This is a genomic window from Stutzerimonas kunmingensis (assembly GCF_014764705.1).
GTDB lineage: Bacteria > Pseudomonadota > Gammaproteobacteria > Pseudomonadales > Pseudomonadaceae > Stutzerimonas.
Map to the genome: position 1 here is coordinate 1 of NZ_JACXXG010000043.1, position 18,808 is coordinate 18,808.

The 18,808-nt window shown below is 63.8% G+C and carries 15 protein-coding genes and 1 pseudogene; 5 read left to right on the top strand and 11 right to left on the bottom strand.

What is annotated here, in order from left to right; genetic code table 11:
* The 5 genes from IEG05_RS23505 to IEG05_RS20900 form a co-directional block, all read right to left on the bottom strand.
* On the bottom strand, nucleotides 1-776 hold a 776-nt coding region (locus IEG05_RS23505; protein WP_191122681.1), incomplete at its 3' end, for a metallophosphoesterase.
* 483 nt (nucleotides 777-1,259) lie between these two features.
* Nucleotides 1,260-2,057 (bottom strand): ABC transporter permease, encoded by a 798-nt coding sequence (locus tag IEG05_RS20885; RefSeq protein ID WP_042909949.1) that lies wholly within the window; start codon nucleotides 2,055-2,057, stop codon nucleotides 1,260-1,262.
* A gap of 1 nt (nucleotide 2,058) precedes the next feature.
* Entirely contained in the window at nucleotides 2,059-2,925 is an 867-nt protein-coding gene (locus IEG05_RS20890) for an ABC transporter permease (protein WP_042909948.1), read from the bottom strand.
* 2 nt (nucleotides 2,926-2,927) lie between these two features.
* Nucleotides 2,928-3,983 carry an ABC transporter ATP-binding protein gene (locus IEG05_RS20895; RefSeq protein ID WP_208607491.1) on the bottom strand — a complete coding sequence of 352 codons (1,056 nt, stop codon included), beginning with the start codon at nucleotides 3,981-3,983 and terminating at the stop codon, nucleotides 2,928-2,930.
* A gap of 70 nt (nucleotides 3,984-4,053) precedes the next feature.
* A complete protein-coding gene (locus IEG05_RS20900) occupies nucleotides 4,054-5,205 on the bottom strand; it encodes an ABC transporter substrate-binding protein (RefSeq protein WP_042909944.1) in 1,152 nt (383 codons plus the stop codon).
* Nucleotides 5,206-5,453: 248 nt separating this feature from the next.
* Between IEG05_RS20900 and fabG the strand changes: the two genes are divergently transcribed.
* A complete protein-coding gene (gene fabG, locus IEG05_RS20905) occupies nucleotides 5,454-6,218 on the top strand; it encodes a 3-oxoacyl-ACP reductase FabG (protein WP_042909943.1) in 765 nt (254 codons plus the stop codon).
* Nucleotides 6,219-6,341: 123 nt separating this feature from the next.
* Here fabG and IEG05_RS20910 read toward each other — a convergent pair whose 3' ends face one another.
* Nucleotides 6,342-7,676 (bottom strand): aspartate aminotransferase family protein, encoded by a 1,335-nt coding sequence (locus IEG05_RS20910; protein ID WP_042909941.1) that lies wholly within the window; start codon nucleotides 7,674-7,676, stop codon nucleotides 6,342-6,344.
* The gene (locus IEG05_RS20915; protein ID WP_042910624.1) at nucleotides 7,673-8,671 is read right to left on the bottom strand and encodes a phosphotransferase enzyme family protein; all 999 of its coding nucleotides are present in this window, start codon (nucleotides 8,669-8,671) and stop codon (nucleotides 7,673-7,675) included. The genes IEG05_RS20910 and IEG05_RS20915 overlap by 4 nt, the downstream gene beginning before the upstream one ends.
* Before the next feature lie 221 nt (nucleotides 8,672-8,892).
* On the opposite strand from IEG05_RS20915, the gene IEG05_RS20920 reads away from it, so the two are divergent.
* Together IEG05_RS20920 and IEG05_RS20925 are read left to right on the top strand one after the other, a co-directional pair.
* Nucleotides 8,893-9,654 (top strand): DeoR/GlpR family DNA-binding transcription regulator, encoded by a 762-nt coding sequence (locus tag IEG05_RS20920; protein ID WP_042909940.1) that lies wholly within the window; start codon nucleotides 8,893-8,895, stop codon nucleotides 9,652-9,654.
* 111 nt (nucleotides 9,655-9,765) lie between these two features.
* The gene (locus IEG05_RS20925) at nucleotides 9,766-10,668 is read left to right on the top strand and encodes a proline iminopeptidase-family hydrolase (RefSeq protein WP_058147394.1); all 903 of its coding nucleotides are present in this window, start codon (nucleotides 9,766-9,768) and stop codon (nucleotides 10,666-10,668) included.
* Between the two features lie 238 nt (nucleotides 10,669-10,906).
* On the opposite strand, the pseudogene IEG05_RS20930 reads toward IEG05_RS20925, so the two are convergent.
* The 3 genes and pseudogenes from IEG05_RS20930 to IEG05_RS20940 form a co-directional block, all read right to left on the bottom strand.
* Nucleotides 10,907-11,365 (bottom strand): annotated as a pseudogene (locus IEG05_RS20930) (IS5 family transposase); the annotation flags it as partial.
* Nucleotides 11,366-11,463: 98 nt separating this feature from the next.
* Entirely contained in the window at nucleotides 11,464-12,837 is a 1,374-nt protein-coding gene (locus IEG05_RS20935; protein ID WP_042909937.1) for a solute carrier family 23 protein, read from the bottom strand.
* 108 nt (nucleotides 12,838-12,945) lie between these two features.
* On the bottom strand, nucleotides 12,946-14,604 hold the full coding sequence (locus IEG05_RS20940) for an acyl-CoA synthetase (protein ID WP_042909936.1): 1,659 nt from the start codon (nucleotides 14,602-14,604) through the stop codon (nucleotides 12,946-12,948).
* Nucleotides 14,605-14,797: 193 nt separating this feature from the next.
* Between IEG05_RS20940 and IEG05_RS20945 the strand changes: the two genes are divergently transcribed.
* Together IEG05_RS20945 and IEG05_RS20950 are read left to right on the top strand one after the other, a co-directional pair.
* Nucleotides 14,798-17,068 carry a PAS domain-containing sensor histidine kinase gene (locus IEG05_RS20945; RefSeq protein WP_079282612.1) on the top strand — a complete coding sequence of 757 codons (2,271 nt, stop codon included), beginning with the start codon at nucleotides 14,798-14,800 and terminating at the stop codon, nucleotides 17,066-17,068.
* Nucleotides 17,068-17,703: a response regulator transcription factor gene (locus IEG05_RS20950; protein WP_042909934.1), complete on the top strand. Its 636-nt coding sequence runs from the start codon at nucleotides 17,068-17,070 to the stop codon at nucleotides 17,701-17,703. The genes IEG05_RS20945 and IEG05_RS20950 overlap by 1 nt, the downstream gene beginning before the upstream one ends.
* A 4-nt stretch (nucleotides 17,704-17,707) precedes the next feature.
* On the opposite strand, the gene IEG05_RS20955 is transcribed toward IEG05_RS20950, so the two are convergent.
* Nucleotides 17,708-18,721, bottom strand: coding sequence for an AraC family transcriptional regulator (locus IEG05_RS20955; protein ID WP_042909933.1), 1,014 nt, complete (start codon nucleotides 18,719-18,721; stop codon nucleotides 17,708-17,710).
* Nucleotides 18,722-18,808: the final 87 nt, after the last annotated feature.

An 18,808-nucleotide genomic window follows, 5' to 3' on the forward strand; every position in this document is an offset into this window, starting at 1 on the left:
GGCGACCCTCGCGGTACAGCGTTTGCGCCGCCATGGCGGTGGCCTCGGCCTTGGCGGGCAGACCCTTGGGACGGCCACCGATCCGGCCCCGCGACCGTGCGGCCGACAGGCCCGCCTGAGTCCGCTCCCTCCTGCCACCAGCGCGTGCGAGTACGGGAGCGCCGATGCCCGTACTTGTCCTTGAAATGCAAACCCGACGGTAAGGGAATCTCCATTCCCTTCAGGAGGATTTCCACGGCATCAAAGGCTTCACTGCCCTCGGTGCATACAGCCGACCAGGAGCCTGAGCGAATCCGTGCGTGCACATCCAGGTGAGATGCCAGCGCCTCAATCTGTCGGGGATGCCAGCAGGCATGAATGACGCGCAGGCCGCCGAGATCCAAATAGAGGGGCAGCGTTTTGAACCACTCGATCGTGTCCAGGTGCTGATGGGAGCCCTCGCCGATCTGGACAAGGAAGGCGTCGTGCTGCTCGCGGTTCTTATCCGAGTGAACACGTAGGAACTCCCCAGTTCGTTCAGCGCAAGGCGTAGCCCAGGCAACCGCATTGAATTCATGGTTGCCCATGACGGCCAGCGCGTGGCCCGCCTCGACCATGCGACGAGCGATCTGGACGGTTTCAACTTGCTCGGGGCCGCGATCAACGAAGTCGCCGAGGAAAATCACCTTGCGCTCAACATGCTGCCAGGTGCCTTCCCGCTCCTGATACCCCAATTTGCGTAGGAGGCGTTTGAGCGCCGACGCGTAACCATGAATGTCCCCGATCAGGTCGTACATGCGATTCGTCCTTGGTAAACGTTTGAATGCTCCAGAGACCGTCAATGAAGATGGCGGGCCCTTCAAGTGGGTCCTAGTATGGCGATGCAAGGATCGGGAGCAAAGGAAGCACTATCTCGGGAAGGGGTACGACCGGCCGCTTGCGCCGAACAACCCATGACTAGGGTTCATCTAGATCGGACAAACCACGGTTCGATATCGGCCAAAAAAGCAGACATTGCCGACCGGGAAGCTCTCAACCAAAGTAGATATTCAACAATGACGGCTTTTGATCTAAAGCAGCATCCTCAGCAGTTTGGAGATTAACCTTTCCTTGGTGCTTGCTCTCATATAGCCGAGAGCGGCCAATGATGCGCCGATAAACGTGCCGCATCGGTCAGAAAACAGCGCCTGCGCCCCGGTGAAAACGGCGCAAGCTTGAGGTAGGTTCAAGACTGCACCAATGCTCCGCAGCCCATTTGCTCCGATAAGCTAAGGCGATCTCTACTTGCGTCGGCGAAGCGTCGCGATGATTACCCCGCCGAGCAGCAATAGCGCCGCCGCAGCCAGGGTGCTCATAGTGCCTAGCGCAGGCACCATCGGTGTATAGCCGGCGACCATCTTCGAGTACAACCACTTGGGCACGGTCGAGTCGGCCCCGGAGGTGTACAGCGACAGCGGGAAGTTACCCCAGGACAGCAGGAAGGCGAACAACGCCCCCGACCAGATCCCCGGCCACAGCAGCGGCAGGGTGATTTCGCGGAAGATGAACAGCTTGCCGGCGCCCAGATCGCTGGCGGCCTCCTCCAGGCTCGGGTCATAGTTGTAGACTTGGATGGCGATGACCAAGGTCACCACCGGCACGATCCACACTAGATGGGCGATCACCGCGGTCTTCCAGCTCGGACTGAGGCCCAGCGCGTTCATCCACAGCAGCAGGGCCAGGCCCAGCACAGTCTGCGGAAAGAAGATCGGCAGTAGCAGCAGCTTCTGGTACAGCTTGCGGCCCTTCCAGTCGTAGCGGGCGAAGGCCAGCGCGCCGAAGAAGGCCAGCACTACCGAAATCAGCGTCACCAGCAGGGCGATCTTCAGCGAGTTCTGCACGAGGATCTGTACCTCAAACGAATCGACCGTGCGCTGCCACCAGCTCAGCGAGTATTCCCGTACTGGGAACAGGAAGTAGCGACTCGTCGACAGCCCGGCCAGCGCGCTGCAGATGATCGGCAGGTAAATGGCCACGAGTACGAAGCCCGTCCAGCAGCACACCAGAAAGTCGGAACGGATTTGTGCCTGATTTCTCATCTCAACGTTTCCCTAACACTCGATCAAGGTCCAGGCGCGTCAGCACGAAGAGCGTCAGACTGCCGATAATCAGCACCAGCAGTACCGCCAGCGCGGCGCCCAGCGGCCAGTTCTGCGCGTAGGTGAAGGCCACCTCGATGTCGTGAACCACAGTGATCACCGACTGCCCGCCGAGAATTCTTGCCTCGGCCACCGCGCCCACGGCGAGCACGAAGGTCAGCAACATGCCGATGAGGATGCCCGGCATCGCCAGCGGCAGCTCGACCTCGCGCCAGACCATCAGCCGGCCGGCGCCCAGATCCTTCGCCGCATCCACCAGATCCCGCGGCACCATGGCCAGCCCCAGGGTGATGGGGAACAGCATGAAGGGCAGATACACATAGACCATGCCGAACAGGGTCAGTCCCGGGCTGTAGAGCACATCGGGCGCGCGGCCCAGATCGAACGCCTTAAGCACGCCGTCGAGCACGCCGTTCTTAATGAAGAACTGCACCCAGCCGTAGAGCCGCACGTTCTCCGAGACGAACAGGGGGAACACGAATAGCACGCTGATCAGCGGGGCGAAGCGGCCAAACACCCGGTTGAGCCCGTAGGCGATAGGATAGGCGATGACCGCTAGCACAGCCACGCAGAGCGCGGCCAGCACCAGCGACCAGACGAACGAGCGCCACACCGTGTTGGACGGATCCAGCACGGCGGCGAAGTTTTCCAAGGTGAAGGTGCGGAACACCTCGAAGCTTTTCGGCTCGGCGAAGGCGAAGGCCACCACCGTCACCAGCGGGGCGAGAAAGCCCAGCAGCAGAAAGATCACCAGCGGACTGGCGTAGCGGGCGCCAATGGAGAGGCCGCGCCCCGAAACAGCATCCATAGTCAGGCTCCTGCAACGATGGCGTCCGCCGCGTTCCAGCCGATGAGCACCTGCTCGTCACGGGCCCGGTCGCGGGTAAAGGTGCGCGGGTTTTCCAGCAGCACGCTGCGGTCGCCGCAGCGGATCTGGTATTGCACGCGCGAGCCGAGCGAGTACTCGTTAAACACCGTGCCGCGGATTACGTTGTCGAATTCGTCCTCCGAACCGGCGAACTGCATGTATTCCGGGCGCACCACCACGGTGGCGGCCGTCGCGCCCTGCAGTTCGGCCGGCAGATCGAGGCGGAGCGGACGATCGAGGCCGGCGCTGTACCAGCCCCGCTCGGCTTCCAGGCTGACCGGGAATTTGTTGACCTCGCCAAAGAATTCGGCGACGAACTCGTCGGCCGGGTGCGCGTAGATCTCCTCCGGCGACCCTACCTGAATGATCTGCCCCGATCGCATCACGGCGATGCGATCGGACATCACCATCGCCTCCTCCAGCGAGTGGGTAATGTAGATGAAGGTCTTACCGCTTTCCCGGTGCAGATCCTTCAGCTCCTTCTCCAGCACCTTCTTCAGCTTGTAGTCCAGCGCCGAGAGCGGCTCGTCGAACAGCAGTACGTCCGGGTCGTAGGCAAAGGCGCGGGCCAGCGCCACCCGCTGACGCTCGCCGCCGGAGCACTTCGTGACGTTCTTGTCGTAGTAGTTCTCCGGCAGCCGCAGCATCCGCAGCAGTCCCAGCGCCCGGGCCCTGCGCTCAGCCTTCGGCACCTTCTTCACCTTCAATGGAAACTCGATGTTTTCCCCCACCGTCTTGTGGGGAAACAGCGCAAGGGACTGGAACACCAGACAGGTTGGCCGGCGCTGGGCGGGCAGGTTGTTGATCGCCTCCCCGCGCAGGGTGATGTTGCCGCTGCTGGGGGCCTCCATGCCCGCCAGCATACGCAGCATCGTGGTCTTGCCGGAACCGGACGGCCCGACGATCGTCAGGAACTCACCTTCCAGTACATCCAGCGAGATGTTCTTCACCGCCGTGAAATCACCGAACTTCTTCTGCACATCCACCAGTTGCAGCACGGGTAGTGGCTGTTTCGCGACGTTGTCGATCGTCGAGCTGTTCATTGATGCCTGCCCTGACTGAACCATATCAACGCATCCGCTTGGCCGCGGAGATCATTCCCAGAGCCTCGTCGAACTCCGGCACGATGTCGTAGGCCACGCAGCGCTTCATTTCCTCGCCCAGGCTGTCCCACTGGATGGCGGCGAGCTCGTCCTTGGTGAACAGCTTGAAGCACTCGGGATTGCCCATCTGGCTGACCGGGTTGAAGGTGCCCTCGGCGAAAGCCACGCGATGGGCGATCTCCGGCTCCTGCACGTACTTGAGGAAGTCGTTGGCCAGCGGCGAGAGGTTGGGGTTGTTCACCAGCGAGGTGATCTCCACCCAGGACACGCCCCCCTTGCCATCCACCGGACCGCGCAGCGGGGTGATGCCGCGGATTTCCGGGAAGCCGTCGGCCCGCGCCGGCGAGCAGCTGTAGGTGCCGCCGGTCATGTACAGGTCAATTTCGCCGGAGATCATTGCCTGATTGAGGCTGGAAGCGTCGCCGATCATCTTCGCGCCCTTGAACACCGCATTGGCGGTTTCCTGGAACTTCGCCATCTGCGCCGGCGTGTGCTCGATGAAGGGGTTGATCCCGGCCACCAGGAATATATCGAAGACGTTCCAGTCATCCGACTCCTGGATGCCGTACTTGCCGCTCAGGGCCTTATCGTTGAACAGGTCCCAGCCGGTGTCTTCGGCCGTCGCGCGGCTGATCCGGTCGGTATTGACCACGTAGTTGAACGGACCGAAACGCTGTGCCATACCCAGCAGCTCGTTGCCGTCGGCGCTCATCGCCCACTGATACGGCGACTTGAACTGGGGCAGCATGTCCTCGAAATAGGGCTCGAACTCGGCCCGCGGCAGCGGCTTGATCAGGCCCTCGGGCAACATCACCTTGCGCGCCCAGGGGTTGTTCACGTTGATCAGGTCCCAGACGTTGGTCTCACCGGCGCGCAGCCGGTTGATCATGGTCGGGTCGTTGGTCAGGGACTCGGCGCGCACATTGGCACCGGTCGAACGGCGGAACGGATCGAGCACCTGTGCCGAGTTGTAACCCTCCCAGCAAAGGATGTTCAGCTCCTTCTCCCGCGCAGCAAAGGCACTGGAGCTCATCAGCAACGAGCCGCCACCGAGGGCTGCCGCACCGGCGCCCATCCCCATCAGCTTCAACAGTTCCCTTCTCGATACGCCCTTCATGATTCGTCCTCGCCTGTCTTGAAGTGAAAGACAACGAGGGCGAGTTAAAACCAGATACGAGGCGAGTTCAACATTTTTTTTGGCAAGCACCAACATGACGCGAGGCGCCCCAAAATGGGGGTCTTAGCGCCCTCCCGCTGGGCTAAACCCGGCTGGAATACCCATCTTTACTAAGGTGAATGCCTGGTCCGCATATTGCTAACTGGACCACAGGAGGCATTGCAGGCCGTCCGTAACAGGAGATAGAAATGTTTGAATCACTACAAAAAAAGACGGTAATCGTCACAGGCGCCAGCCGGGGCATCGGCCGCGGCATCGCCCGTCGCTTCGGCGAGGCCGGACTGAATGTGCTGGTGGTGTCACGCTCGCTGGAAGACGCCCGCAAGGTGGCCGAGGAAATTGGCCCGCTGGCCTCGGGCTTCGCCGCTGACGTCAGCCAGCAGGCCGACTGCCAGGCGATGGTCGATGCGGCCGTCGAGCGCTACGGATCGGTGGACGTGCTGGCCGCCAACGCAGGGATCTTCCCCTCCGCCCGCATTGCCGAGATGACGGTGGAGGATTTCGACCATGTGATCCACACCAACCTGCGCAGCGCCTTTCTCTGCACCCGCGCGGTCACACCGGTGATGGAAAAGCAGGGCTTTGGCAGGATCATCCTCACCTCCTCGATCACCGGACCGATCACCGGCTTCCCAGGCTGGTCCCACTACGGCGCCAGCAAGGCCGGCCAGCTGGGCTTCATGCGCACCGCGGCGATCGAACTGGCCCACGCCAGCATCACCGTTAACGCGGTGATGCCGGGCAACATCGCCACCGAGGGGCTGGAAGGCATGGGCGAGGAATACGCTGCAAAAATGGCCGCCTCGATCCCCTCCGGCCGGCTGGGCAAGGTCGAGGACATCGCCAACGCCGTGCTCTTTTTCGCCAGCCGCGAGGCCGGCTTTATCACCGGGCAGACCATTGTCGTCGACGGCGGCCAAGTCCTGCCGGAATCCTCCGAGGCGCTGGGCTGAAACGAGGCAGCTGAAACTGAAAAAGGCGGACCCGGTCCGCCTTTTTCATGCCCTGGACTCCACAGTCGGAGCCGGAGTCCGGTTCACGGCCAAGCCCGTCCCCTAGGAGCGCGCCGGCGCGGGTCACCCCTGGCGCAGCACCTCCTGCAGGGTGGTCAGGAACTGATCGGCATTGGCCTCGCTGAAGCATAGCGCCGGGCGGATCTTCAGTACGTTGCCATAGGCGCCGGCGGCACCGATCAGCACGCCCCGCTCCTTCATCGCATTGATGACGAACCCCGCCAGGGCGGCATCCGGCGTGGCGTTTTTGCTGACGAACTCCAGCCCGATGAACAGCCCGGCTCCACGCACGTCGCCAATCCGCGCATCGCTCTGCCCCATCCGCTTCAGGCCGTCGCGCAGGTAGCGACCGACCCTGTCGGCATTGGCGATCAGCCCCTCCCGTTCCAGGGTGTCCAGCACCGCCTGGCCGGCCGCCGCCGCCACCGGGTTGCCGGCGAAGGTGTTGAAGTAGCCGGTCTCGGCGCAGAAGCCATCGAGCAGCTCCGGCCGGGTCACCACGCCGCCCATGGGAAAGCCGTTACCCATAGGCTTGCCGAGGGTCACCACATCCGGATCGACGCCGTGGCGCTGGAAGCACCAGTGCCCCTGGCCGGTCCGGCCGAAGCCCGGCTGCACCTCGTCGGCGATAAACAGCCCGCCGGCGCGATGCACCGCCTCCACCGCCTTGGCCAGAAAGCCCGGTGGATCGGCAAACACGCCATCGCTGGAGAAGATAGTGTCGACCACCAACCCGGCGAAGCGGATGTCATTGCGCTGGAGGTCGGCAATGGCCTGCTCCAGATGCGAAGCGAATACCTCGCCAACTTCCTCCCCCGGCGCCAGGCGGAAGCTGTCTGGTGCCGGAATTGTGCGGATATGCGGGGGCAGCTCGCGCCCCTTGCGGTAAGACGAGGGGGAAATTTCCATCACCGCGCTTGTGTTGCCGTGGTAGGCCGTCTCGGTCACCACGAAACCACTGCCGCCTGTCGCAGAGCGGGCAATGCGCATGGCGATGTCGTTGGCCTCGCTGCCGGTGCAGGTCAGCAGCAGGTTCGATAGCGCCGGGGGAAAGGTGCCGAGCAGGGTTTCGGCGTAGTCCGTCAGGCTCTCGTAGAGATAGCGCGTGTTGGTATTCAGCCGGGCAGCCTGCTCGCTGATGGCCTCCACCACCGCCGGATGGCAATGCCCGAGCACCGGGACATTGTTGTAAACATCCAGATAGGGCCTGCCGGCGGTGTCGTACATGAACACCCCCTCGGCCCGGGCGATCTCCAAAGGCTGCTCGTAGAACAGCACCGAGGAGGCGCCAAAACAACGCCGGCGCTTCTCAAGCAGCGTACCCAGCCGGCCGCCCAGCGCGGTGGCGCGTCCAGCGTCGAAGCGGTTCAGGGCAAGGATCTGTTTGGGTTCGGTCATGGGATGTCCCCGCTGTGGGTGTCAAGATAGCGTTGAGCCAGGGCCACCGTGCCCCGGGTGTAGTCCTCGCCCATGGACTGCGCGGTAGGCGTTTCCGAATGGCTGGCGACCCAGGCGGTCAGCTGCATGCGGCGCAACATGAGAAACATCGGAATGGCTCGCTCGTCCTCCTCGGAGAGAGGCGTCACGCTGCGATAGCCTTCGAGCCAGGCAGCGAGAAACTCGCCTACGCGCGGGTCTTCCTCGAGAAAACTGAGGCAGGCGGCAAAGTCGTAGACAAACCAGCTAAAGCCACAGTCGTCGAAATCGATCACCGTGAGCCGCTCACCATCCACCAGCAGGTTGGCCAGGCGCATGTCGCAGTGCACCAGCCCAAACCGCTCCGGCGCCATGCCATAAGCTTCAGTCTGCTCGCGCAACAGCGCCTGGGTGCGCTCGAGTACCTCCCGCCCTTCCGCTGTCAGTCCCAACGCATTGCGCCAATCGCCCCAGTACGCCTGCTCGCCAATGATGGTGTCGAAGTTCCAGACCTTGCGCGTAAAGCCTTGGGGCTGAGGCCAGCTCAGGCTGTGCTGGTGCAGGCGCGCATTGGTCTGGCCGAGGACCCGGTACCAGCTGATCAGCCGCGATCCTGGCTCCGGCTCACTGCCCGGCACCCACTCGAAGGCCGTGACATGCCGAAGGGTCTGGCCATCGACGAAACAGCTCAGGGCCCGTCCATCAACCGTGGCTACCGGCGCCGATGTGCTGACCAGCCCCGACTCCCGCAGCGCCCGGATCCAGGCCAATTCCGATTCGATTTCGGGGAGACTGTGGTACTCCGGGCGCTGCACCCGCAGTACCAGTCGCCGACCGGCCACATCCTCGGCAAGGTAGGTGGCATTCTCGGAAATGGTCAGAAGCTTCAGCGCAGCGTCCGGTGCCATCTCCCACTCAGGAAGCAGGACGCGCAGCCCGGCCTCCAGTCTTTCGAGAAAATCCGATTGATAAAGCATTGTCGCCCCCTTGGAGTGATGCGAGAAGTACAACATTTTGAATAGATAACCACAAATTTAATTTAGCGGTCACCACATTAAAATGTCGCACTACCTTCAATTACTCCAGCCCTTTAGGAGTTAGCGTGGTCTGCGCCAAAAGACTGCATTACCATGTCCGCTTCACCATTTTGTGGCATTCACCACATCCCGGCCGATGTCGACAAGGAACCACGCGCGTAATGTCCAGAGCCAAGACCGCCCGCCAGGCTGAGATTCTCGCCGAGCTCAACAACACCCCCAGCCTGCGTATCGCCGACCTGGCTAGGCTGCATGGCGTATCCAGTGAAACCATACGCCGAGACCTCGACGAGCTCACCCGTTGCGGCCACCTGAACCGTACCTATGGCGGCGCGGTGCGAGCCATCACCAGTGAGCCCTCGGTCACTGAACGTCACCGACTGTTCGGCCCCGAGCGCGAACAGATCGCCCGGGTGGCGGTGGAGCTGATGAAGGACGCGCGCATTCTGATGATCGGCTCCGGCTCAACCACCTTGCATGTGGCTCGCCGCATCGCGACGGCGATGAAGGACATTACCGTGATCACCCATTCCTTCGGGGTTGCCACGGTACTGTCGATCAACCCGACCATTCGGGTCATCGTTGTGCCAGGGGACTATCACGCAACCGAAGGCGCCATGGTCGGCGCCCACACGGTGGCCTTTCTCAACGGCCTGACTGCCGATTTCGCCGTGCTCGGCGCCAGCGGCCTGTCCGCCGAAGGTCCGACCGACGCGCTGATCGACTGCGGGGTGGTCTACAGCACCATGCTGCAGCGCTCGGGTAGCACGCTGGTGGTGGCCGATCATTCGAAGTTCGACGCGACCTTCCCGGCTCGTTATGCCAGCTGGCAGCAGGTGGATTACCTGGTCACCGACGAGCAGCCGACCGGCAAGCTCGCCAGCGCCCTGAGCCAGCACAAGGTCATCGTTCGACGCCATTAGCCGCTGGGGCATGGAAGCGGGTGCGGAACTTGCTTTGCTCCCTTCGCAGGCCGCTCGAGCCCCCGTCCGGGGAAGTGCTCGATGAGTCGCGGCCTCCGTACGGAGACGACCATGCTGGAGAAATTCGAGATACCAGAACTGCAACCTGACTTCGTACAGCGGGTTCAGGTGGATGGCCACGAGGTGGCGGCCTACAGCTACGGCAGTGGCGACGAGGTCCTGCTGTGCCTCAACGGCGGGCCAGGCCTGCCCTGCGACTACCTGCGCGACGCCCACGCCTGGCTGAAGGAAGAGGGCCTGCGCATCGTCGCCTTCGATCAGCTCGGTACCGGCAAGGCGGACCGCCCGGAAGACCCGGCGCTGTGGACCATTGCCCGCTACGTAGAGGAAGTGGAAACCGTACGCAAGGCCCTCGGCCTCGGCCGGGTGCACCTGCTCGGGCATTCCTGGGGTGGCTGGCTCTCCATCGAATACAGCATCCATTACCCGCAGGCGGTGAAGACGCTGATTCTGGAAAACACCGTGGCGGACATTCCGCACCTGTCCCAGGAGCTCGGCCGGCTGCGCGCGGCACTGGGCAGCGAAACCGTGGCGATGATGCAGCGCCACGAAGCGAAGGGGACCACCGATCACCCCGAGTACCAGGCCGCGGTCACCCTGCTGAACTACCGTCACGTGTGCCGCCTCGAGGAATGGCCGGCCCCGGTGAAACGTTCGCTGGACGACTGGAACATGGGGCCTTACCAAACCATGCAGGGACCGAACGAGTTCCTTTACATCGGCAACCTGCGCGACTGGAACCGACTGAAGGAAATGGGGGAGTTCCGCATGCCCATCCTCATCACCACCGGCCAGCACGACGAACTCACCCCCGCCTGCGCCCTGCGCATGAAACTGGCCGCGCCCCATGCGGAAGTGCATGTATTCCTCAATAGCAGTCATATGCCATTTTATGAAGAGCCGGTGGCTTATTTTCCAGCCTTGCTCTCATTTCTGAGGCGTCACTTTTGTTGAGCACTAGCCTTAAGGCGAAGACTGAAGGCGCCGCTGAGCCGCCAGTTCAACAAGGCCCCGCCCGGCCGCGCCAAGGAATTCGTCAGTTACTGGCTGTCGTGACTACGGCCGCTTTCGGCCAGAAGCGGAGGTGAACTGAGGCCCGATATTGAGCCTAGAACGCGTATACGAAACCGGGGCGGTTCACATTTCTCCTTTTTTGGCCGTCGCGAGCATCTCGCGGTGGCCATTTCCCGCATTACAGGCGCACCTCTCCTGCGGTGGCGATCAAATGTCGACGCGCCATCCACAAGTTCGACAGTGCGAACAGTGTCATCAGCTGCGCGGTGTTCTTGGCCAGGCCGCGGAAGCGTACCTTCACGTAACCGAACTGGCACTTGATCACCCGGAATGGGTGCTCGACCTTGGCCCGCACCTGCGCCTTGGCCTTTTCAATCTTGCGCTTGGCTTTGTAGAGCGGGCTGTTCTTGCCGAGTTTTCTGTAAGTGCTGCGACGCGCCGCGACCTGCCAGATCACTTCGCGGCCCGCATGTTCTGAGCGCTTTTCGACGCCGGTGTAACCGGCATCGGCGCAGACGACGTTCTCGTCACCGTGCAGCAGTTTGTCGACCTGGGTGATATCCGCCACGTTGGCTGCCGTGCCTACCACGCTGTGTACCAGCCCCGACTCATCATCCACGCCGATGTGCGCCTTCGTTGCAATGGCCTGCTGTAGTTGTTCATCAGGACTGGCTTTTCTAGTCGCCCGCACTGGCCACGCGGACCAATGCGGGGAGGTTTGGGGGCGGGCGGCGGTCAGTCGGCTTCGCTGGGGCGCTGGGCGCGCACCCCGGGGGAGGCGAAGCGCAGCAGGTGGGTGCGCTCGATCAGCAGGTACAGCACGGCGCCAGCGGCCAGGCCCCAGCCCGCGCCGTACACCGCCAGCACCACACCCATGGTGCCGGCGATACCGCGTTCGGCGTTGTTGTTGAGCTGCTCGAAGCCGACCATCAGGCAGATGTAGCCGGTGAGGATCAGCGTCAGCGACAGGGCGATCGGCAGCACCGGCTGGAAGAAACTCACCAGCGGCAGGACGAACAGCGCGAGAAAGCCGGTGATCCAGAAGGTGCCGGCGCCGCTGTAGATCGACTCCATCGCCTTGCGGCCGTACTTGTAGCGCTCGGCCATGGTCGCCGCCACGGCCGTCCACAGCGGGCCGGCCAGGCCCGGGTAGGGCGCGAAGAAGGCATGCAGGGCGTTGCGGATGGCGCACACCAGGTGGATGCGGTCGACGTTGATCTCGATCTTCTCGTCGGTGCGCAGCTCGTCGGCGCGCTGCATCAGCGACTGGCCGACGATGATGTCGCCGAAGGCGATGATGTAGGCGATCACCGCGGTGGGCACCGCCAGCATGAACACCTGGGCGTCGGGGAAGCCGGCGGTGAAGGGCAGGTACTGCCAGAGCTGGTCGAAAGCCGGCGCGGTGATGCCGAAGCGCACGTCCGGCATCCTGTACTCGCCCACCGCGATGCCGGCGACGATGGCCACGATCATCCCCGGGACCATGCCGTAGTTGACGATCTTGCGCGCCAGCGGCACCCGCTCGGTAAGCCCGCGGAACGACACCGAGAACATCAGGTACAGGCAGATCAGGCTGCCCAGCACCAACGAGATCGGCGTGTTGGCCAGGCGCCCGCCGGTCTCGATCTCGCCGATCAGCGCGGCGATGCCGGCGCCGATGATGATCCCGCCCTTCATCGAGTTGGGCACGATGCGCACCATCACGCTGCCCAGGCGCGTGACCCCGAGCAGGAAGAAGATGACGCAGACCAGGATCTGCAGCGCGAACAGCGCGCGGATCGCCTCCGGCCCCGGCTCGAAGTTGCCGAGAAACAGCAGCACCACCGGGATGCCGGGGGTGATCCAGCCCGGCACCAGCGGCACGCCGAGCAACGCCGGCAGCATGAAGCCGATGCCGCACACCACCACGTAGGCCAGCGCCACCTCGTAGGGCAGGCCGAGGTATTTCTCCAACAGCGGGATCATGCCCAGGCTGACCACGAACATGATCAGCGCCTGGAGCATCTCCGCGGTTTCCCAGCGGTAGTGCACGAAGGGCAGGCGAAGCTTGAACGGTCCGGCCTTCCAGCAGGGTTGTTCATCGCCGTCGTTACGTTTGTACAGTTGCATGGAGCCTCCGTTGACGCCGCGTGGCGCCTTCTTGTTGTTGTGAACGGATGCCGCCGGCAGCCGCCATCCCTGCAACGGGATGGCAGTACCAGGCAGAAAAAAGAGGGGTCAGGCCAGATTGCGCAGAGGTGCAGGCTGGGGTGGCGACAGGTCGCGTGCCCGTTCGCGCAGGACGTACTTCTGGATCTTGCCGGTCGAGGTCTTGGGCAGCGCCCCGAATATGACGGTGCGTGGCACCTTGAACGAGGCCAGGTGCTCGCGGCAGAAATTGATGATGGCGTCTTCGTCGACGGCCTGGTGATCGGCCTTGAGGTTGATGAAGGCGCAGGGGGTTTCGCCCCATTTCTCATCCGGTCGAGCCACCACGGCAGCTTCCAGCACGGCAGGATGGCGGTACAGCACACCTTCGAGTTCGATGGTGGAAATGTTCTCCCCGCCGGAAATGATGATGTCCTTGAGCCGATCCTTGATCTCCACGTAGCCGTCCGGGTGGCAGACGGCCAGGTCGCCGGTATGGAACCAGCCACCTTCGAACGCTTCGGCCGTTGCACTGGGGTTCTTCAGATAACCCTTCATCACCGTGTTGCCGCGCATGAAGATCTCGCCGATGGTCTGGCCGTCGCGCGGGGTCGGCTCCAGGGTTTTGGGATCGGCCACCATCAGCCCTTCCAGGGTCGGGTAGCGCACGCCCTGGCGTGCCTTGATTTCCGCGCGCTCCTCCAGAGGGCGTTCGTCCCATTCGGCATGCCAGGCGCAGATGGTGACCGGCCCATAGACTTCGGTCAGGCCGTAGACATGCGTCACCTTGATGCCCATTTCCTCGACTGCGCCGATCACCTTGGCCGGCGGCGCGGCGCCGGCGACCATGGCGTGCACGGGGTGGTCGATGGCGGCTTTGGCCGAAGCGGGCATGTTGACCAGCGCATTGAGCACGATCGGCGCGCCACACAGGTGAGTGACCTGATGCTCGCGAATCAGCCCGAGAATCTTCTGCGGGTCGACGCGGCGCAGGAACACATGGACGCCGGCCAGCGCGGTAATCGTCCATGGGTAGCACCAGCCGTTGCAGTGGAACATCGGCAGCGTCCAGAGATACACCGGATGGTTGCCCATCGCCCAGGTCATCTGGTTGCCCAGCGCGTTCAGATAGGCGCCGCGGTGGTGATAGACCACGCCCTTGGGGTTGCCGGTGGTGCCGGAGGTGTAGTTGAGGCTGATCGCCTGCCACTCGTCTTCCGGCCACTGCCAGGCGAACGCCGGGTCGCCTTCGGCGAGCAGCGCTTCGTAGTCGAGGCTGGAAACCGGCTCGCCTTCGCCGTACTCGGGGTCGTCCACATCGATCACGAGCGGCGGGTGATCGAGCATCCCGACGGCCGCGCGCACGACCGAGGAGAACTCGCGGTCGGCGATCAATACCCGGGCCTCGCCATGCTGCAGCATGAAGGCAATGGCTTCGGCATCCAGTCGTACATTGAGCGTATTGAGCACCGCGCCGATCATGGGCACGGCAAAATGGGCCTCGAGCATCGAGGGGATATTGGGCAGCATCACCGCGACGGTATCGCCCTTGCCGATACCACGCCCGGCCAACGCAGAGGCCAGGCGTCGGCAGCGCATGTAGGTTTCGGCCCAGGTGCGACGGATCGAACCGTGGATCACGGCGGGGTAATCGGGATAAACGCTGGCGGTGCGCTCGATGAAGCTGAGCGGACTGAGGGCAACATGGTTGACTGCGGCGGGCGCAAGGCCCTGTTCGTAGATGGTCATGCAAGACACCACTTGGCTGATTATTAGCTCTTGTTCTGCATCGCCTGGGAGCTTCTCCCGGGCGGCTTGCAAATCTTATAGATCAGTCGGAAGGCATATGGAAGTATTGCTGGGCGAATATGGTAATACTCCTATATCTATTTCCGTGCGGGCCAGGGGGTTTCTCCCGGCCAACCTTTCAGACGGATTGCTTATGAGCACAACTCCCGTTCGCCTTCACACCTGGCTGCGTCTGCAGCGTGAACAGGTAGCGCTCGACGCGCGCGCCGATGCCCTGTGCCGGGTGCTGCGCGGCTGCGCCGGGGTACGCCAGGCGTACTACATGACCTGGCAGGCCGGTGCCGGCATCTACACCCATGAGGGCAGTGGCGCACAGCTGCCTCCCGGCCTGGGTGATCCGCTGCAGGCCAGTGATCGCCTGCTGCATGAGCGGCTCGGCGGCGAGGGCCTGCTCGACCTCGCCGTTGTCCGTGGGCTGGACTGCTGGCTTGCCGGCCGCCTGCGCCGGGCAGGTATCGTTCAGGGCGCCGTGCTGGCGCTGGATCTGGATGAAGCCGTACCCGGGTTGTTGCTGCTTGCCACCGATGGCGATGTCGGTCCCTGCTCGCTGAGCTGGGTACGCGAGCTGTTGCTCAGCCTGCTCGCATGCGCGAGCGGCCTGGCGCGTCAGTCGCCGTTGCTCGGCCTGGATCCGCAACCGAGCCTGCTGCTGGACGAGCACGCGTATCCCGTCGAGCTGAACGCTGCCCTGCTGGCGCTGCTGGCCGATCGCCCTCTGGATGAGCTGCTGCGCTTTCTGCCCGTCAATCACGCCGCGCTGGTCGGCGCTTGTCTGGCGCAACAACGGGCTATCGAAGGGGTGGAGGCCGAATACGACCAGCGCATCCTGATCTGGACCTTTGTTCCCGACCCCGCGCAGAACCGGGTGCTCGCGCGCTGTCGAGAGGCGACCGCACAGGTCCTGGCCGAGCGGGATGCGGCACGCGCCCGGCGTCTGTATCGGCTGATCACCGAAAACACCACCGACCTGATCTCCCGGCACGCGCCCGATGGACGCTTTCTCGACGCCTCGCCAGCGGCCTGGCGGCTGCTCGGCTATTGGCCGGAGCAGTTGCGTGGCCAGCTCGTGGAAACGCTGTTCCACCCCGAAGACCGGGCCCAGTTGCCGGCGCGCAGCCGCGACGCGCTGGAGGTGGACGGCTATCACACGATGACCTACCGGGTGCGCCATCGGGATGGTCACTACCTGTGGTTCGAGACCGCCAGCCATGCCATCCGCGAGACCTATACCGGCGCGGTGGTCGAGGTGGTCAGCGTGTCGCGCGAAATCACCGCGCGGGTGCAGGCCGAAGAGAACCGCCGGCGTCTGGCCGAGGTGGTGGAAGTAAACACTGACCTGGTGTTGTTCATCGATGCCGAGGGGCGGGTGACGTATCTCAATCCGGCGGCAAGGCGAGCGCTGCGTCTGCAGGATGGGCAGATGCCGGCGCTCGATGCGCTGTTCGATACCGAGGTACTGGCGCTGCTGCACGGAACCGGCCGCACGACCGCCGAGCGCGAGGGCGTCTGGAGCTGCGATTCGCGTCTGCTCGCACAGGACGGCGGTGCCTCGGTGCCGATTTCCCTCGTGCTGCTGGCGCATCGGACGACCGGCGGCGAGCGTTATTACTCGCTGGTGGCCCGCGACATGAGCGAGCGTGAGCTGCGCGAGGCGCAGCAGCGGCGCCACCAGGACGAGCTGGCGCATACGGGGCGCCTCATCACCCTCGGCGAGCTGGCATCCGGCATCGCGCATGAGATCAACCAGCCGCTCGCGGCGGTGGTCAACTACGCCAGCGCCAGCCAGCGCTACCTGCAGAGCCTGGGGCAGAATCCGCAAGCAGCCGAGCGCGTGGCCCAGGGCCTGGAGCGGATTACCGAGCACGCCAACCATGCCTCGGAGGTGATCAAGCGCTTGCGGGCGTTCCTGCGCAAGGGGCAGCGGCGCATGCAGCCGCTCGATGTCGCCGAGGTCGCGCGCGACGCGGTGCGCCTCTGCGCGTGGGAGACCGCTGCCGCCCAGGTGACCGTCGAGCAGGTGCTGGCCGCCGACCTGCCACGGGTCTATGCCGACCGCGTGCTGCTCGAGCAGGTCTTGATCAACCTCTTGCGCAATGCGATAGAAGCGAACCGCGAAGCCCACCCGGGGCAGCCGTCGCGTATCGTATTGCGCGCCGAGCGACAGGCCGATGAGGTGGTCCTGGCCGTTGCGGACCAGGGCCGTGGGTTGGATGAGCAGGAACTCGAGCAGGCCTTTACGCCGTTCTTTACCCGCAAGCCGGACGGTCTCGGGCTCGGGTTGCCGATGAGCCGCAGCATCATCGAGGGGTTTGGCGGCGCGTTGCAGGGCCAGCCGGGCGAGAACGGAGGGCTCTGCATGCGCTGTTGCCTGCCGATCAAGACAATAACAACAGAGGAACGCTGATGAGCGATGCTCACGAGCAGGTGGTGTATATCGTCGACGACGACCAGGGCATGCTCGACTCGACGGTCTGGCTATTGGAGTCGGTGGGGTTGTCTGCCAGGCCGTTCATCGGCGGGCGGGAGTTTCTCGAAGCCTGCAATGGCGCGGATAACGCCTGCGTGCTGTTGGACGTCAGGATGCCGGGTATGGGCGGTCTGCAGGTTCAGGAGGCCATGCGCGCGCGCGGGCTGCAGTTGCCTGTGATCTTCGTCAGCGGCCATGCCGATGTGCCTATCGTGGTTCGCGCATTCAAGGCCGGCGCGGTGGATTTCATCGAGAAGCCCTACAACGAGCAATTACTGCTCGATAGCGTGCAGCAGGCACTCAGTCGTCAGGAACGTGCCGGCGGCACCGGCGAGCACGTCAGCCTGCAGGCCCGCCTGGACAGCCTGACCCCGCGAGAGCGCGATGTACTGCTGCCGCTGGTGCAGGGCTACACCACCAAGGAAATCGCTCGCCAGCTCGACATCAGCATCAAGACCGTCGACCTCTATCGGTCCCGGGTGATGAAGCGCATGCAGGCCGAGCGCCTGGCCGATCTGGTCGGCATGGCCGTAGCGGCACGCCTGGTGGATCCGCTGCGCTTGCGCGGCTAGGCGTTCAGGCCCGCGCTGCTTCCCGATAGGCGCGTGGGCTGTCGCCGGTCCACTGACGAAAGGCACGGGTGAAAGCCGAAGGTTCGGAGAAACCGAGACGCTGGGCGATTTCACTGATCGGCAGCCCAGCCTGACTGAGGTAGTGGATGGCCAGGTCGCGGCGCAGGCCATCCTTGAGCGCCTGGAAGCGGGCACCTTCGAGGGCAAGACGCCGCCGCAGGGTGCGCTCGGTGATATGCAGCGCCGCTGCCGCGGCTTCGATACCGAGGTCCCTGAACGCGCCATCGTATTGGAACAGGTCACTGACGCTGCGCGTGAAGGCGGCCTGGTAGGACGGGCGCGTGAACCATTCCAGCGGCGCCCGCCGCAGGTGTTCACGCAGCGTGGCGGGCGTCTGGACCACCGGCATGTCCAGGCATTGAGGGTCGAGCACCAGGCGGCAATCGGGCATCGAGAAGCGTGCCGGGCAGGGAAACATCAGCCTGTACTCGGCATGGTTGGCCGGTTGCGGGTAGTCGAAGTGCACCTCCCGCAATCCGATGCGCTGGCCCACCAGCCAGCTGGCGAAACGATGCCAGAGCAGCATGAACACTTCCCGCAAGAGATGCTCCGGGTCATGCTCCGGATCGGCCAGGCGCATCACGAAAGCGGTTTGCCCGCCATCGGCGGTCAGCTCCAGACGCAGCGAATCGTTGACCAGATTGTAAAAGCGCGCCATTCGGTAATAGACCGAGGCCAGGCGACGACAGCCGATGACCTGGCGGGCCATCAGGGCGAACACACCGTGGCGGCTACGGGAGGGCGCAAGGCCCATGAATTCGTCGTCGCCAACGCGCCATAGCGCCAGCATCAGCCGGCTGAACTGCAGTGAGGTCATGCGCATCTGCGCGTTGTCGAGCAGGCGCTGGCCGATGCCGGCTTCCTGCAGCAACGCCTGTTCGTCGAGCCCACTGCGCTGCGCCGCCTTGATGGCGCTGCAGGCGAAGTGGACCGAAATGCTGTAGCCCTCGTAAGACATGTGAGGCTCTCGGATTGTCCGTTTATGTCAAGTATTAGTCAGCTTTGGTTATGGCTGGCGCCTGCGTGAGCGGCGAAGCTAGCGGCG

What these genes read in the sequence shown, in the direction of transcription:
- fabG (WP_042909943.1), top strand. Translation starts at nt 5,454, where the DNA reads ATGTTTGAATCACTACAAAAAAAGACGGTAATCGTCACAGGCGCCAGC.
- IEG05_RS20940 (WP_042909936.1), bottom strand. Translation starts at nt 14,604, where the DNA reads ATGACCATCTACGAACAGGGCCTTGCGCCCGCCGCAGTCAACCATGTT.
- IEG05_RS20945 (WP_079282612.1), top strand. Translation starts at nt 14,798, where the DNA reads ATGAGCACAACTCCCGTTCGCCTTCACACCTGGCTGCGTCTGCAGCGT.
- IEG05_RS20900 (WP_042909944.1), bottom strand. Translation starts at nt 5,205, where the DNA reads ATGAAGGGCGTATCGAGAAGGGAACTGTTGAAGCTGATGGGGATGGGC.
- IEG05_RS20950 (WP_042909934.1), top strand. Translation starts at nt 17,068, where the DNA reads ATGAGCGATGCTCACGAGCAGGTGGTGTATATCGTCGACGACGACCAG.
- IEG05_RS20935 (WP_042909937.1), bottom strand. Translation starts at nt 12,837, where the DNA reads ATGCAACTGTACAAACGTAACGACGGCGATGAACAACCCTGCTGGAAG.
- IEG05_RS20955 (WP_042909933.1), bottom strand. Translation starts at nt 18,721, where the DNA reads ATGTCTTACGAGGGCTACAGCATTTCGGTCCACTTCGCCTGCAGCGCC.
- IEG05_RS20885 (WP_042909949.1), bottom strand. Translation starts at nt 2,057, where the DNA reads ATGAGAAATCAGGCACAAATCCGTTCCGACTTTCTGGTGTGCTGCTGG.
- IEG05_RS20910 (WP_042909941.1), bottom strand. Translation starts at nt 7,676, where the DNA reads ATGACCGAACCCAAACAGATCCTTGCCCTGAACCGCTTCGACGCTGGA.
- IEG05_RS20925 (WP_058147394.1), top strand. Translation starts at nt 9,766, where the DNA reads ATGCTGGAGAAATTCGAGATACCAGAACTGCAACCTGACTTCGTACAG.
- IEG05_RS20915 (WP_042910624.1), bottom strand. Translation starts at nt 8,671, where the DNA reads ATGCTTTATCAATCGGATTTTCTCGAAAGACTGGAGGCCGGGCTGCGC.
- IEG05_RS20920 (WP_042909940.1), top strand. Translation starts at nt 8,893, where the DNA reads ATGTCCAGAGCCAAGACCGCCCGCCAGGCTGAGATTCTCGCCGAGCTC.
- IEG05_RS20890 (WP_042909948.1), bottom strand. Translation starts at nt 2,925, where the DNA reads ATGGATGCTGTTTCGGGGCGCGGCCTCTCCATTGGCGCCCGCTACGCC.